This is a genomic window from Rhizobium sp. SRDI969 (assembly GCF_025152725.1).
In the GTDB taxonomy this organism is placed as follows: domain Bacteria; phylum Pseudomonadota; class Alphaproteobacteria; order Rhizobiales; family Rhizobiaceae; genus Rhizobium; species Rhizobium leguminosarum_I.
The window spans coordinates 4,264,860-4,279,117 of record NZ_CP104035.1 but is presented as its reverse complement, the minus strand read 5'-3'; the positions used below and the strand labels follow the sequence as shown (position 1 = coordinate 4,279,117).

Sequence of the window (14,258 nt, the reverse complement as noted above, 5' to 3'; positions counted from 1 at the left end):
CGCATGGACAAAAGGGATGCAGGGATGGACGAGGTCAAATTCGGGGAAATCCTCTTGCCGGGCGACGAGGACACCCAGAGCCGGCGCGAGAAAACCGTCAGGCAGAAATTTTGGCCGACGTTTCGGCGGGCGGTGCGGCAGATCCCCTTCTCGCGCGATGTCGTCGCCGGTTTCTATTGCGCGCTCGATCCGCAGATGCCGACCAAGGTGCGCGGCGTGCTGCTTGCAGCACTCGCCTATTTCGTCATGCCGATCGACATGATCCCGGATGTTTTCGCCGTCATCGGCTTTTCCGACGACATCGCCGTGCTCTCGGCCGCCTTCGCCATGGTGCGCGGCCACATCCGCCCGGGCCACTACGAAGCGGCCGACCGCGTTCTCGCCGATCGACCCGAAGAAGCAATGAAGACGATCTAAAGCGCGTCCGCTGCACACTTTTGGGCGACATGCATCAGGCGATTTCGCGTTCCAGCACCTTGCGGAGCTTGCCGAAGGCAAGCCGGATACGTGACTTCACCGTGCCGAGCGGCAGCCCGGTCGCTTCGGCGATCTCCGAATGCGATTGACCGAGGAAGAAGGCAGCGCGCAGCATGTCGCGCTGTTCCTCCGGCAATTGACCGACGGCCGCGCGTATCTTAGCGTCGCGATCGTCATTAGCGATGATCTCTTCCGCACCGATATCACCCGGCGGCTGCAGGGCCGGATCGGTCTCGTCGAAGATACGGGTATTGGCGCGGCGCCGCATGTCGATGCGGCGATTGCGGGCAATGCGGAAAAGCCAGGTCGAGAGGGACGATCGCGTGGCATCGTAAAGTCCTGCCTTGTGCCAGAGCACGATCATGATCTCCTGGACCAGTTCCTCGGCCTCGCCTGATGTCATCTTCTGGCGCATCAGCCAGGCCTTCAGGCGAGGGGCGAAATAGTCGAACAGGATGGAAAAGGCCTGCTGGTCGCGATCGTCCGCGACGGCCTTGGCGAGGGCAGCAAAACGCTGTCTTTCCTCGGCATCCATATCCCCTCACCAGCCCCCTGCGGCAATAATTTCGTCCCGGATTTCCAAGTCTTAATGAGGTACAACGGATTTGCGAAACGTCAAACTCTTGCCTGAATCTTTGTGTCTTAAATTCAGCCGAACGGACCGCCAGTGCCATCGGGGCACGATGTCGCGGCCGGTACCGTCAAAGGTGCGAAAATTGACACTCGAGCTGAAATGACACAGGCAGATACAAATCGCAGCTATTGTTGACCATTTGGTAACCTGAATTAAGTCAAAATAAAGCAGATCGTGATTATGCGGCGCCCGCTATGATCGCTTCGGGCCTTGAATCGCAAGAACCGGCAGGAATCCATGTTTGTAAAAAGTATCGTATCCGCTCTCGCACTCACCCTTGTTATGGCCGGAGTTGCGGAAGCGCAGCAGGCCGCGCCGAACCGCATCCAGCAGTTCCAGGCATGGGGCGCCTACTCCTACAAGTCGGGCAACAGCACCGTCTGCTACGTGCTGTCCGTTCCGACGGCAAAGCAGCCGGCAAGCGTCGACCACGGCGACAATTTCTTCATCGTCTCTCAGCGCCCGGGCCAGAACATCTCTTACGAGCCGCAGGCGATGATGGGCTACACGGTCAAGGAAAATTCGAAGATCAACGTCGTCATCGACAACAAGACCTTCGTGATGTTCACCAAGGACAAGGCCGGCTGGGTCGAGAATGCGGCCCAGGAGCCAGCCCTCGTCGCCGCGATGAAGACCGGTCACTCGATGACGGTCAATGCCGTTTCGCGCAAGGGCACCGGCACCTCCTACAGCTATTCGCTCTCGGGTATTTCGGCTGCGCTGAAGCAGATCGAAACCTGCAAGTAAGCGGTCCTCTAGGCCGAAGAGTTTCATGGGCCGGCCTTGCGCCGGCCCATGCCATTTCCATCTATGGTGACGCGCGGGCAAAATGATGCTAAAGCCGGCGCCAACAGCGGACAGATCGCGATTTCAGTCGCCGTTCCGCCATTCAACTTCTGCCGATGTGCTGTCATGCGCCCGCAGGTCTTCCGGCTTATCGCTGAAGTCCGCGGGGTTGCGAGGAGCAGCCACATGTTTGAATTCGGGATGAATGCCTATGTCCGTCATGGATGCGATCGTTGTCACCAAGCCGCAGGCGCGCACGTCCGCCAGCCTCGAGAAGCCGTCGTTGATCGGCATGTCGCGCGAGGAGATGGCGGCGGCACTCCGGGAAAAGGGTGTGGCCGAGAAGCAGATTAAGATGCGCGTCTCGCAGCTCTGGAACTGGATCTATGTGCGCGGGGTTTCCGATTTCGACCATATGACGAATGTCGCCAAGGACATGCGGGAGATGCTGAAGCAGCATTTCACCATCGAACGTCCCGAGATCGTCGAGGAGCAGGTTTCCAACGACGGCACGCGCAAATGGCTGCTGCGCTTTCCCGCCCGCGGCGCCGGGCGTCCCGTCGAGATCGAGGCCGTCTACATTCCGGAAGAGGGCCGCGGCACGCTCTGTCTTTCCAGCCAGGTCGGCTGCACGCTCACCTGTTCCTTCTGTCATACCGGGACGCAGCGTCTGGTGCGCAACCTGACGGCGGAAGAAATTCTTTCGCAGCTGCTGCTTGCCCGCGACCGGCTTGGGGATTTCCCGGACCGTGAAGCGCCGCAGGGTACGATCATGCCTGCCGAGGGCCGTAAAGTCAGCAACATCGTCATGATGGGCATGGGCGAACCGCTTTATAACTTCGATGCCGTCAAGCAGGCATTGCTGATCGCCACGGATGGTGACGGCCTGTCGCTGTCCAGGCGCCGCGTGACGCTGTCCACCTCCGGCGTCGTGCCGGAGATCTTCCGCACCGGCGAGGAAATCGGCGTCATGCTGGCGATTTCGCTGCATGCGGTGCGCGACGATCTGCGCGACATTCTGGTGCCGATCAACAAGAAGTACCCGCTGAAAGAGCTGATCGAAGCCTGCCGGACCTATCCTGGCCTTTCGAACGCGCGGCGTATCACCTTCGAATATGTGATGCTGAAGGATGTCAACGACAGCCTGGAAGACGCCAAAGGGTTGATCAAGCTGTTGAAAGGCGTGCCGGCGAAGATCAACCTCATTCCGTTCAATCCCTGGCCCGGCACCAATTATCAGTGTTCCGACTGGGAGCAGATCGAGAAGTTCGCCGACTTCATCAATTCGGCAGGCTATGCTTCGCCGATCCGCACGCCGCGCGGCCGCGACATTCTTGCAGCCTGCGGCCAGCTGAAATCGGAATCCGAACGCATGCGCAAGACCGAACGTCTGGCCTTCGAGGCGATGATGATCGCCAATCACGGCGCCGACGACTGATCAGCAAGTTTGATCCTCGCTACAATTCTCCGCGATTGATTTCAGGGGGCGCTTTTCCTAAAAGTGCCCCCAAAATCATTCAGGAGGATCCCCATGCGCCCGATTTTGCTCGCTCTTGCCGCCAGTTTGGCCCTTTCCCTGCCCGCAAAGGCCGATGACGTCACCGTCGCCGTGACGGCGATCGTCGAACATCCGGCGCTCGATGCGGCGCGCAAGGGCGTTCTCGATGCGCTGACGGCCGCCGGCTACAAGGAAGGCGAGAACCTGAAATTCGTGTTCGAGTCGGCGCAGGGCAACCCGGCGACGGCAGCCCAGATCGCCCGCCAGTTCGCCGGCGACGAGCCCAATGTCATCGTGCCGATTTCAACGCCCTCGGCCCAGGCCGTCGTTTCCTCGACACGTGACATTCCTGTCGTCTTCACGGCCGTGTCCGATCCGCTCGGCGCCCAGCTCGTCAAGAACATGGACAAGCCCGGCAGCAATGTCACCGGCCTCTCCGACATGTCGCCGGTCGCCGAGCACATAGCGCTGATCAAGGAAATCCTGCCTGATGTGAAAACCATCGGCTATCTCTACAATTCCGGCGAGGCGAATTCCGTTTCGCTGCTCGCCGTGCTGAAGGCTGAAGCCGAAAAGGCTGGCCTCAAGGTGGTCGAATCGGCCGCCACCAAATCGGCCGAGGTCCAGGGTGCGGCGCGTGCGCTCGTCGGCCGCGCCGATGTGATCTACATTCCGACCGACAACACGATCATCTCCGCGCTTGAAGGTGCTGTCGCCGTTGCCGAGGAGAGCAAGCTGCCGCTCTTTACCGCCGATACGGATTCGGTTTCGCGCGGCTCGATCGCCGCTCTCGGCTTCAACTATTATGATGTCGGCAAGCAGACCGGCGAGATCGTCGTGCGCGTGCTGAAGGGCGAGAACCCGGGCGACATCGCGGTCAAGACCGCCGCCGGCAGCGACCTCGTCGTCAACAAGGCGGCGGCCGCGAAGATGGGCGTCACGCTGCCGCAAAGCGTGCTTTCCCGCGCCAATAAGGTCATTGAATAATCGGCCGTTACTTCGACGTTTAGTTGGATACAGCCGCTCCCGTTTGCACGGGGGCGGCTCTTCGTATTAAAACGCTGCGGTTTCGCGACGGGCGGAACGGACATAAAAAGGGGCTGAAAGCCTTGAGCCAAATCGCATTCTGGGGGGCCGTCGAGCTCGGCCTGGTTTATTCTTTCGTCGCTCTCGGGGTCTATCTCGCCTTTCGAGTTCTGGATTTTCCCGACCTGACGGTCGATGGCTCCTTTCCGCTTGGCGCGGCGGTGACGGCCGTACTGATCATTGCCGGCGTCAATGCCTGGCTTGCGGCTCTGATCGCCATGGCGGCCGGTGCCGCTGCGGGCATGGTGACGGCGCTGCTCAACGTGCGCTTCAAGATCCTCAACCTGCTCGCCTCGATCCTGACGATGATCGCGCTGTTTTCCGTCAATCTGCGCGTGATGGGCAAACCCAATGTCGCCCTCATCAATGCCGACACGATGATCAGCCCGTTCTTCGGCCACGGCCTTCGCGATTTCTACGTGCGGCCGCTCTTCGTCGGTGTTCTGGTGGTCATCGCGCTCATCCTGGTCTGGCGTTTCCTGGAAAGCGATGCGGGGCTGGCAATGCGGGCGACCGGCGCCAATGCAAGGATGGCGCGGGCCCAGGGCGTCGATACCAGCCGGCAGATCTATCTCGGCATGGCGATCTCGAATGCGCTGGTGGCGCTCGGCGGCGCGCTGTTTGCCCAGACCAACGGCTTTGCCGACGTCACCTCGGGCGTCGGCACGATCGTCGTCGGTCTGGCTGCCGTCATCATCGGCGAGACGCTGCTTGGGCGCCGCGGTCTGCTGATCGCGTTGATCGGCTGCGTGCTCGGCTCGATCCTCTATCGCATCGCGATCCAGCTGGCGCTTTCGAGCGACGTCATCGGCCTTCAGGCGTCCGACCTGAATTTCGTCACGGCGATGCTGGTGACCTTTGCGCTCATTCTTCCCCGACTTCGTCGAGGTGCCGCATCGTGATCAGTGTCAAGGACATCAAGGTCGTTTTTGGACGCGGCACGCCGCTGCAGAAGCAGGCGCTGAACGGCGTCAGCCTGACCATAGAGCAAGGCTCTTTCGTCACCGTCATCGGCTCCAACGGCGCCGGCAAATCGACGCTGCTCGGCGTGCTCGCCGGTGACGTGCTGCCGAGCGAAGGGCAGGTGCTGATCGGCAAGAACGAGGTGACGCGCAGGTCGACGGCGGCCCGCGCCGGTCTGGTCGCGCGCGTATTCCAGGATCCATTGACGGGAAGCTGCGGCGCATTGTCGATCGAGGAAAATCTCGCGTTGGCTGCCCGTCGCGGCGAGAAGCGCGGGCTTGCGCCGGCGCTCGGTGGTATCAGGCGCGACTATTTCCGCGAGCGGATTGCCGAACTCAATCTCGGCCTGGAAAACCGGCTGAAGGACCGCATGGACTTGTTGTCCGGTGGGCAGCGGCAAGCTGTTTCGCTCGTCATGGCGACGCTGGCGGGCTCGGAAGTGCTGCTGCTCGACGAACATACGGCGGCACTCGACCCGGGCATGGCGGAGTTCGTGATGAACCTCACGCAGAAGATCGTTACCGAGCGCAAGCTGACGACGATGATGGTGACACATTCCATGCGCCAGGCGCTGGATTACGGCCATCGCACGATCATGCTGCACGGCGGCGAAATCGTTCTCGACGTGGCAGGAGACAACAGAAAGAACCTGCAGGTTGAAGATCTGATCGCCATGTTCCGCAAGATGCGCGGCCAGACGCTGGATGACGACGCCCTGCTGATCGGCTAACGCCGACAGCGTGCTGATCGGTTAGACCGGCCGCGTGCTGATCGGCCGATCAACGTGCCTGGGTGAGCAGGATCTTCGCGGCGAAGACCGAGAAGACGCCGGCGAAGGTGTAGTCCATGCCGCGCAGCACCTTCTTGTTGTTCTGCAGCCAGGAGGCCAGCCAGTCGGCGGCAAAGACGATGCTGGCGTTGATCGGCATGCCGATCAGGATGAAACAGAAGCCGAGAAAGAGCAGCTTTTGGGTGACGGCTGGATCGCCGGCGCTGACGAATTGCGGCAGGAAGGTCATGAAGAAGATGATGACCTTGGGGTTCAGAAGATTGACCCAGAAGCCTGACGAAATGTTCGAAAGTGGCGTGCCCTTCTGCTCCTCGACCTTGGCGACGATGAGCTTCGAGCCGAAGCGGACCGCCTGCACCGCCAGCCAGAGCAGATAGGCGGCACCGCCGGTCTTCAGGATCAGGAAGGCGGTCGGCGATGCGGTGATCAGCGCCGAAATTCCGAAAGCGACCAGCATGGTATGGACGACGATGCCGAGGCTGGTGCCGACGACAACGAAGAGAGCCGCCTTCTTGCCCTGGGCGAGCGCGCGGCTGATCGACAGCGTCATATCGGGGCCTGGGGTCGCCGCGAGCAGCAGCGTCGCGGCGGCAAAGGCCAGAAGGGTCGGCAGGCTGGGCAGAAAATCCATGACACACTCTGAAAGCCGGAAAGGATTTAAAGCATGTTGCGCAAAAGTGTGTAGCGGTTTTGCGACAACGACATGCGTAAAAACAAAGACCTAAAGCGCGAGGAGCGATTCCGAAAGACCGCGACGCGCTTTAGGGACCTCTTAACCAGCTTTCAGAAAATTACCAATCAAACCTTGTGATGGGGCCTATTACTTCTGTTCGAGGAAGGCCTTGAACTTGTCGGCGTAGTCCTTGTGCCAGCGTGACAGCGGCGGACGGTTCTCAATGATGTCGCCGGCCGCCCAGGCCATCCGGCGTTCGTCGACCGGACGCGCCACATCATTGTCGGGGCAGAGAATATAGAAATCGCCGCGTTCGAGGCTTTCGACCATGAAATCGATGGTTTGTTCCGGCGTCCAGGCAGCGGCCGGTTTTTCCGCGCGGTCGCCCTTGGTGAGGCCGGTGAAGACGAAGCCCGGGATCAGAAGATGGGCGGAGATCTTTCCGCCTTCGGTGTTGCGAAGCTCATGCTGCAGCGCTTCGGTGAAGACTTTCACACCAGCCTTGGAGATGTTGTAGGCGGGGTTGCCGGGTGGCGTGGTGATGCCCTGCTTGGAGCCGGTGTTGATGATCAGGCCCGGCTCGCCGTGCGACAGCATCTTCGGGCCGAAGGTGCGCGTGCCGTTGATCACGCCCATCAGGTTCACGGCGAAGATATTGTCCCAGTTCGCCTGTGGGCTGAAGATCGAGGTTTCCGGGCCGATGCCGGCATTGTTCATCAACACGTGCACACGGCCGAAGCGCTGGAGCACGGCGCGCTCGAGAGCTTCCAGCGAATCTCTGCTGGCGACGTCGGTTTCGACCGCCATCACATTTTCCTCGCCGGCAATGGCCTTGAGTTCATTTGCGGCGTCGGCCAGCCGATCGCCGCCAAGATCGGCGATGGCGACGCTCATGCCACGTCCGGCGAAATATTTCGCCGCGGCAAGACCGATGCCGGAGGCGCCGCCGGTGATGACGGCAACATTGGATTTTCTGAAAATGTCTTGAATATTCGTCACGGGGCAACCTCTCCTCGAGCATTTGCGGACGCTGGCGAATATGGGCTCCGCTTTCGCCCTGTCAAACGCTATCGGCACCATCAGCGTCGCAGTTGCCCTTGCGTCACGCGCCAATCTCGCTAAAAGTGCCGCGACACCGGGTTTTGCCGGGCCTTTTATGCAACGGACCTCATCATCATGGCATCGTACAAAGACGTGAAGAAAGTCGTTCTCGCCTATTCCGGCGGCCTCGACACCTCGATCATCCTGAAGTGGCTGCAGACGGAGCTCGGCGCCGAAGTCGTCACCTTCACCGCCGATCTCGGCCAGGGCGAAGAGCTGGAGCCGGCGCGCAAGAAGGCCGAGATGCTCGGCATCAAGGAGATCTACATCGAGGATGTGCGCGAGGAATTCGTGCGCGATTTCGTCTTCCCGATGTTCCGCGCCAATGCGGTCTATGAGGGCGTCTACCTGCTTGGCACCTCGATCGCCCGTCCGTTGATTTCCAAGCATCTGATCGATATCGCCAAGAAGACCGGCGCCGATGCGATCGCCCACGGCGCGACCGGCAAGGGCAACGACCAGGTCCGTTTCGAACTCTCCGCCTATGCCCTGAACCCCGATATCAAGATCATCGCGCCGTGGCGCGACTGGTCGTTCAAGAGCCGCACCGATCTGCTGGCCTTTGCCGAGCAGCATCAGATCCCGGTTGCCAAGGACAAGATGGGCGAGGCGCCGTTCTCCGTCGACGCCAACCTTCTGCATTCCTCTTCCGAGGGCAAGGTTCTCGAGGACCCCTCCAAGGAGGCGCCTGAATATGTGCATATGCGCACCATTTCGCCGGAGGCGGCACCCGACAAGGCGACGACCATCAAGGTCGGCTTCGAGAGGGGGGACGCGGTTTCGATCAATGGCGTGCGCATGAGCCCGGCGACGCTGCTGGCTGCGCTCAACAATTACGGCCGTGACAACGGCATCGGCCGTCTCGACCTCGTCGAGAACCGCTTTGTCGGCATGAAGTCGCGCGGCGTCTATGAGACACCAGGCGGCACCATCCTGCTTACGGCGCACCGCGCCATCGAATCGATCACGCTCGACCGGGGTGCTGCCCATCTCAAGGACGACATCATGCCGCGTTATGCCGAGCTGATCTATTACGGCTTCTGGTTCTCGCCGGAGCGCGAGATGCTGCAGGCGCTGATCGACAAGAGCCAGGAGCATGTCGAAGGCGAAGTGACGCTGAAGCTCTACAAGGGCAATGTCATGGTCATCGGCCGCGAAAGCGATAAGTCGCTCTATTCCGACAAGCTCGTCACTTTCGAGGACGATCAGGGCGCCTACGACCAGAAGGATGCGGCCGGCTTCATCAAGCTCAATGCGCTCCGCCTGCGCACGCTCGCCAAGCGCAACCTCGCGAAATAATCACGGTTCGCCTTCGAACCGGATATCAGCCCGCCGGCAATTTTGCTGTGCGGGCTTTTTCACGGAACACGGCAGCAAATGCCACCAACCTCTCAGAGCATTCTAGATGACCGGACTGCACCAACAGCGGATATCGTGGCTGCCCACTGTTGGGCGATGGGGTGAGTTCTTCAAAGCTTCGCCGACCGCAATCCTACATTTTTGAGTAGGAAGCTTGGCCCTCTCAAATGGAGCGCTGGAAGTTTCGCATCTCCGCAAACACGGGAAAAAATCGTTCCTTTATAATATCGAGGCCATGTGGAACAACATCACCGATCCTTGCCTCGAAATCATAGTCATCGAATGTATCCCTGCCGTGTCTCCGTATCGAGCCCGAAATCTCCTTTCCACCCCGATCAACATTGTAACGAGTTGATTGATGAGCATCGGGCTCATTGAACCGGCGTTTGATGAACTCGCATTGAAGCCCGATCAAAGCTGCCGACTGGTATCGGCTCTCTAGAAAGATGGCCACAGATGCTGCTCCGTAAACTTCACGCTCGCCGCCCGCGATCTGGATAAGCGCACCACTCGCATTCGGGTGTGTGTATACCTTTGAGATAAGATGTAGGTTCTGAACGCTTGGACGATCGGCCCATGGTCCATAAGTCGACCTGATGTGCCGAAAACGTCTCAATCGGGTTTCGGGATCATGACCAGGAATATCACGTTCATAGAAACCCAAATTGAAGCGATGGACCGCTCTGGTAATCTCTAGCCTGTCAAAGAGACCTAAGTCGTTAGCCTCCCGCCAACCGTCAAACCTCAGATGATCGAAGGTTGTCCCGAGATAATTTTGGCCCGCAGACAACAGGATTTCTACGGCGCTCTCGAAAACTGTTATCTCTGTATTTGAGAGGTCCTTATAATTCGGCTGTTCGCTATCCGTGGGCCGATATCGCAGCACAGGCTCATAAGGTTTTTGATGTTTCTTCAACTCGGCCAACCGCCTCAAAGTCCTTTCGGCCTCTGCTCTGTCCATCACGTTTTCCTCTAATGGGGGTTCCAGACGCAAGACCGTGGGGACGGCCAGAAGTCTTGTCGTCTGGTGCTTACCAAAAGTACAAGTACTGACTCAGGGAACCGCATGGGTCGATTTTCAAAGCCGATAGTCAGTTCAATCTACCAATGCTGAATATTATTTTCGCTAAAGATGCACCTTAAAATTGTCAGCCTTCGCGAGAGGTTTGCGCTCGACTTGGCATACATATGAAGTTGTTGCTTAAGCCAGTCCATTGAGGCGGTGGACGGAAGCTGCCGACCCGCGATCATCATGGTAATGTGCCCAATGTTCACTTGGGGCCGAAAGCTGCCGCCGGTAGCATTTGTCACCTAATCCCGCTTTTGGGGACCGGTAACCATACTTGACGAACGCCCGTGATCGCTTAGTCTGCCGTCATCATCCTCCGGAGCATTTCCATGACGCAGTCTTTGCTCTTCGGCGCCTTTCTGGCGGCGCTCTTCTACGTGCTCATTCCGGGACCCGCCTTCCTGCAGCTGCTCGGCATCGGCGCCGGGCAGGGGCGCAAGGCCGGCGCCTTCTTCATGATGGGGCATCTGGTTGGGGATCTCATCTGGTCATCGTTGGCGCTGATCGCGATCGTCGGCGCAAAGACGATCGGAACCTTCGTCTTCGACCTGCTCGGCCTTGCCTGCGGCTTCTACCTCGCCTGGATCGGCTGGAGCGCCGTCAATGCCAAGCCGAAAACGGAGGGGCAGGCGCTTGTTGTGGTCGAGCGGCCGTTTCGCCGCGGTCTGATCTTCGGCGTCACCAATCCGAAGGGTTATCCGGTGGCGCTCGCCACGTTCACCGCACTCGTAGCAGGCTCGGCCGGAGCGATCGATTTCGAGGCGTTGCCGGTGCTTCTCGGCGTGTCGTTCGTCGGTTTCGTGACGGCCGACATCATCCTGATCGGCATCATCGGCGCCGGTACGGTGCGGCGCTTCTATCGCGCCCATGAGCGGCTGATCGTGCGCTGCTCCGGCGTGCTCTTCATGGGATTTGCCGCCCAGGCGCTCTGGCACGCAACGCCCGGCCTGCTCGGCTGGCGCAAAGCCTGACCTAGAGCGCGTCGCGATCTTTCAGCTTCGCTCCTCACATCATACTTTTCGGCGTCACGCCGATCAGCCGTCCAGGAAGCTGACGATCGAGTTCAGCGTCTGGACCTCGTCAGAATCGCCGATCGACATGGCGACCTGCAGCTGGTTCTTGTAATAATCGAGGAAATTGAAGCTGGTGCCGTCGGTGACGCTGGAGAGATCGACGATGTTGCCGAGCGGATCGATCGCATGCATTGGCAGCGGTTCGGAGATCGCGGCGTAGGTGTTCTGATCGATCAGGCCGCTGTCGAAACTCTGGCGTGCATAATTGCGCAGTTCTCCCGCGCTGACCGCGGTGAAATCCGGGCCTTCGCCAACATCGTCTTCGATCTGGAACGAGGCCGGGGCGGGAGCTCTGGTCTCGATTTCAATATCAGAGGTCTTCGAACTTTTTGCGTTATTGGGATTGTTTTTAAAAAGCAAACTCTGAGAAGACCGCACAGAAAAAATTTCCATGACGCATGTCCCCTTACAAGAAGAACATCAGGAAACTAGCGCCTGCGCGTGATTCGCGTCAATCGTTAACGATTGGTTAATTTTCACGTATCAATTGTCGTCCATCAGATTTGACAGGCGTCCACAAGATTGGCAAGCGAGGCAAAAGGTGCATCCCGGCAACATACCAATTCTGTGACGGCTCTCCTATATTGACGATCCATCTGCATGCCAAAAGGAATTCTCCGATGTCTTCTCCACATGATTTCAATCCGGCGCTGGTGACCTGGGACGGTCTTCACGGCTTGCCGCGTTTCGATGCCCTAGATGACGGCGATTTCGCCGCCGCCTTCGAAGCCGCGCTTGCCGCGCATGAAAGGGAGATCGACGAGATTGCCGGAAACGGCGATGCGCCGACATTCGACAATACGGTCGTGGCGCTGGAGATTGCCGGCGACGCACTGTCGCGCGTTTCGGCGCTGTTCTGGAACAAGGCAGGCGCGCATACCAATGATGTGATCCAGGCGCTGGAGCGGGAGATCTCGCCGAAGATGTCGCGCCACTATTCGAAGATCGGGATGAATGCGGCACTTTTTGCCCGCATCGACACGCTGTGGGAGAGCCGTGAGAGCCTTGGGCTGACGCTCGAACAGACACGCGTGCTGGAACGCCACTGGAAAGGTTTCGTCAAATCGGGCGCCAAGCTTGACAAGGCCGAGCAGGAAAAACTCGCCGCGATCAATGAAAAGCTTGCCGGCCTCGGCACGCAATTCGGCCAGAACGTGCTGGCCGACGAGAAAGCCTGGGCGCTGGTGCTTTCTGATGGAGCCGAGCTCGACGGGCTGCCGGAGTTCCTGCGCGATGCAATGGCTGCGGCAGCGCGCGAACGCGGCGAGGATGGCAAATATGCAGTGACGCTGTCACGCTCGATCATCGAGCCGTTCCTGACCTTTTCGGAGCGCCGCGAGCTGCGCGAGCAGGCTTTCAAGGCGTGGGTGGCGCGCGGCGAAAACGATGGAGAGACGGACAATCGCGCCGTCATCAAGGAAACGCTGGCGCTGCGCCATCAGGTGGCGACGCTGCTTGGCTACGGCAATTTCGCCGAGCTGAAACTCGACAATACGATGGCGAAGACGGCGGATGCGGTGAACGGCCTGCTCAAGTCCGTCTGGGCGCGGGCGGTGAAACGCGCCGGCGAGGAGGAGATCGATATCGCGGCACTGATCGCCGAAGAGGGCCGGAACCACGAGGTGATGCCCTGGGACTGGCGCCATTATGCCGAAAAGATCCGCGCACGGAAGTTCGATTTCTCCGAGGCCGAACTCAAGCCTTATCTGCAGCTCGAGAAGATCATCGAAGCCTGCTTCGACGTGGCCGGCCGGCTGTTCGGCATCCGGGTCGTGGAGAAGAAGGGCGTGGCCGCCTATCACGCGGATGTCAGGGTGTTCGAAATCAGGGACCGCGAGGACAAGCTCGTCGCCCTGTTCCTCGGCGATTATTTCGCCCGCAGTTCGAAACGATCAGGCGCCTGGATGAGTTCGCTGCAATCGCAGCACAGACTGGAGCTGAAGAACGGCCGCCACGGCGAATTGCCGATCATCTACAATGTCTGCAACTTCGCCAAGCCGGCGGAAGGCAAGCCGGCGCTGCTGTCGCTCGACGATGCCCGCACGCTGTTCCACGAATTCGGCCATGCGCTGCACGGCATGCTTTCTAATGTCACCTATCCCTCGGTTGCGGGTACCGGCGTTTCGCGCGATTTCGTCGAGCTGCCGTCACAGCTTTATGAGCACTGGCTGACCGTGCCCGATATTCTGAAGCGCTATGCCGTGCATGTCGAAACCGGCGAGCCGATGCCGCAGGCCCTGCTCGACAAGGTGCTGGCCGCCCGCACCTTCAATGCCGGCTTCAATACCGTCGAGTTCACCTCCTCGGCGCTTGTTGATATGGCGTTTCACACGAGAACGGCCGTCGAGGACCCGATGGCGGTTCAGGCCGAGGTGCTGGCCGAGATCGGCATGCCGAAGTCGATCGTCATGCGCCATGCGACGCCGCACTTCCAGCACATCTTCTCCGGCGGCTATTCGGCCGGCTATTACTCCTACATGTGGTCGGAGGTGCTCGACGCCGACGCCTTTGCCGCCTTCGAGGAGACGGGAGACGCCTTCAACGGCGAGATGGCGCGCAAGCTCAAGGACAATATCTATTCCGTCGGCGGTTCGGTCGATCCGGAAGACGCCTACAAGGCCTTCCGCGGCAAGCTGCCGAGCCCGGATGCGATGCTCGTCAAAAAAGGACTTTCGACCTTTGAGGAATTGACAGGCAGCGACGCCTAAGACAATTTGATGACATGCCATGATGCGGCGGGGCGACAGCC

Annotated in this window: 14 protein-coding genes; 9 read left to right on the top strand and 5 right to left on the bottom strand. The window is 59.7% G+C overall.

The window, feature by feature from the left end:
- The first annotated feature begins 24 nt into the window (after nucleotides 1-24).
- Nucleotides 25-417, top strand: a complete 393-nt coding sequence (locus N2A41_RS21185) for a YkvA family protein (protein ID WP_260109637.1) — start codon at nucleotides 25-27, stop codon at nucleotides 415-417.
- Nucleotides 418-451: 34 nt separating this feature from the next.
- On the opposite strand, the gene N2A41_RS21180 is transcribed toward N2A41_RS21185, so the two are convergent.
- On the bottom strand, nucleotides 452-1,012 hold the full coding sequence (locus tag N2A41_RS21180; RefSeq protein WP_017966205.1) for a sigma-70 family RNA polymerase sigma factor: 561 nt from the start codon (nucleotides 1,010-1,012) through the stop codon (nucleotides 452-454).
- 336 nt (nucleotides 1,013-1,348) lie between these two features.
- Here N2A41_RS21180 and N2A41_RS21175 point away from each other — a divergent pair, with 336 nt between their 5' ends.
- The 5 genes from N2A41_RS21175 (at nucleotide 1,349) to N2A41_RS21155 (ending at nucleotide 6,174) form a co-directional block, all read left to right on the top strand.
- Complete coding sequence (locus tag N2A41_RS21175) at nucleotides 1,349-1,858, top strand: invasion associated locus B family protein (RefSeq protein WP_017966206.1); 510 nt, start codon at nucleotides 1,349-1,351, stop codon at nucleotides 1,856-1,858.
- Nucleotides 1,859-2,108: 250 nt separating this feature from the next.
- The gene (gene rlmN / locus N2A41_RS21170) at nucleotides 2,109-3,335 is read left to right on the top strand and encodes a 23S rRNA (adenine(2503)-C(2))-methyltransferase RlmN (RefSeq protein WP_017966207.1); all 1,227 of its coding nucleotides are present in this window, start codon (nucleotides 2,109-2,111) and stop codon (nucleotides 3,333-3,335) included.
- A gap of 93 nt (nucleotides 3,336-3,428) precedes the next feature.
- Complete coding sequence (locus N2A41_RS21165; protein ID WP_222384422.1) at nucleotides 3,429-4,382, top strand: ABC transporter substrate-binding protein; 954 nt, start codon at nucleotides 3,429-3,431, stop codon at nucleotides 4,380-4,382.
- A gap of 122 nt (nucleotides 4,383-4,504) precedes the next feature.
- The gene (locus N2A41_RS21160; protein ID WP_017966209.1) at nucleotides 4,505-5,383 is read left to right on the top strand and encodes an ABC transporter permease; all 879 of its coding nucleotides are present in this window, start codon (nucleotides 4,505-4,507) and stop codon (nucleotides 5,381-5,383) included.
- Entirely contained in the window at nucleotides 5,380-6,174 is a 795-nt protein-coding gene (locus tag N2A41_RS21155) for an ABC transporter ATP-binding protein (protein WP_162116886.1), read from the top strand. Before N2A41_RS21160 ends, N2A41_RS21155 begins: the two co-directional genes overlap by 4 nt.
- A gap of 49 nt (nucleotides 6,175-6,223) precedes the next feature.
- On the opposite strand, the gene N2A41_RS21150 is transcribed toward N2A41_RS21155, so the two are convergent.
- A complete protein-coding gene (locus tag N2A41_RS21150; protein ID WP_170257147.1) occupies nucleotides 6,224-6,865 on the bottom strand; it encodes a LysE family translocator in 642 nt (213 codons plus the stop codon).
- Nucleotides 6,866-7,054: 189 nt separating this feature from the next.
- Nucleotides 7,055-7,906, bottom strand: a complete 852-nt coding sequence (locus tag N2A41_RS21145) for an SDR family NAD(P)-dependent oxidoreductase (protein WP_222384424.1) — start codon at nucleotides 7,904-7,906, stop codon at nucleotides 7,055-7,057.
- Nucleotides 7,907-8,083: 177 nt separating this feature from the next.
- On the opposite strand from N2A41_RS21145, the gene N2A41_RS21140 reads away from it, so the two are divergent.
- Nucleotides 8,084-9,307 (top strand): argininosuccinate synthase, encoded by a 1,224-nt coding sequence (locus N2A41_RS21140; RefSeq protein ID WP_222384425.1) that lies wholly within the window; start codon nucleotides 8,084-8,086, stop codon nucleotides 9,305-9,307.
- A gap of 223 nt (nucleotides 9,308-9,530) precedes the next feature.
- Here N2A41_RS21140 and N2A41_RS21135 read toward each other — a convergent pair whose 3' ends face one another.
- Nucleotides 9,531-10,328 carry a hypothetical protein gene (locus N2A41_RS21135; protein WP_222384426.1) on the bottom strand — a complete coding sequence of 266 codons (798 nt, stop codon included), beginning with the start codon at nucleotides 10,326-10,328 and terminating at the stop codon, nucleotides 9,531-9,533.
- A 437-nt stretch (nucleotides 10,329-10,765) separates the two neighbouring features.
- On the opposite strand from N2A41_RS21135, the gene N2A41_RS21130 reads away from it, so the two are divergent.
- Entirely contained in the window at nucleotides 10,766-11,407 is a 642-nt protein-coding gene (locus N2A41_RS21130) for a LysE family translocator (RefSeq protein ID WP_222384427.1), read from the top strand.
- A 63-nt stretch (nucleotides 11,408-11,470) separates the two neighbouring features.
- On the opposite strand, the gene N2A41_RS21125 is transcribed toward N2A41_RS21130, so the two are convergent.
- On the bottom strand, nucleotides 11,471-11,902 hold the full coding sequence (locus tag N2A41_RS21125) for a hypothetical protein (protein WP_222248967.1): 432 nt from the start codon (nucleotides 11,900-11,902) through the stop codon (nucleotides 11,471-11,473).
- Between the two features lie 227 nt (nucleotides 11,903-12,129).
- On the opposite strand from N2A41_RS21125, the gene N2A41_RS21120 reads away from it, so the two are divergent.
- Complete coding sequence (locus N2A41_RS21120; RefSeq protein ID WP_260109636.1) at nucleotides 12,130-14,217, top strand: M3 family metallopeptidase; 2,088 nt, start codon at nucleotides 12,130-12,132, stop codon at nucleotides 14,215-14,217.
- The last annotated feature ends 41 nt before the right edge of the window (nucleotides 14,218-14,258 follow it).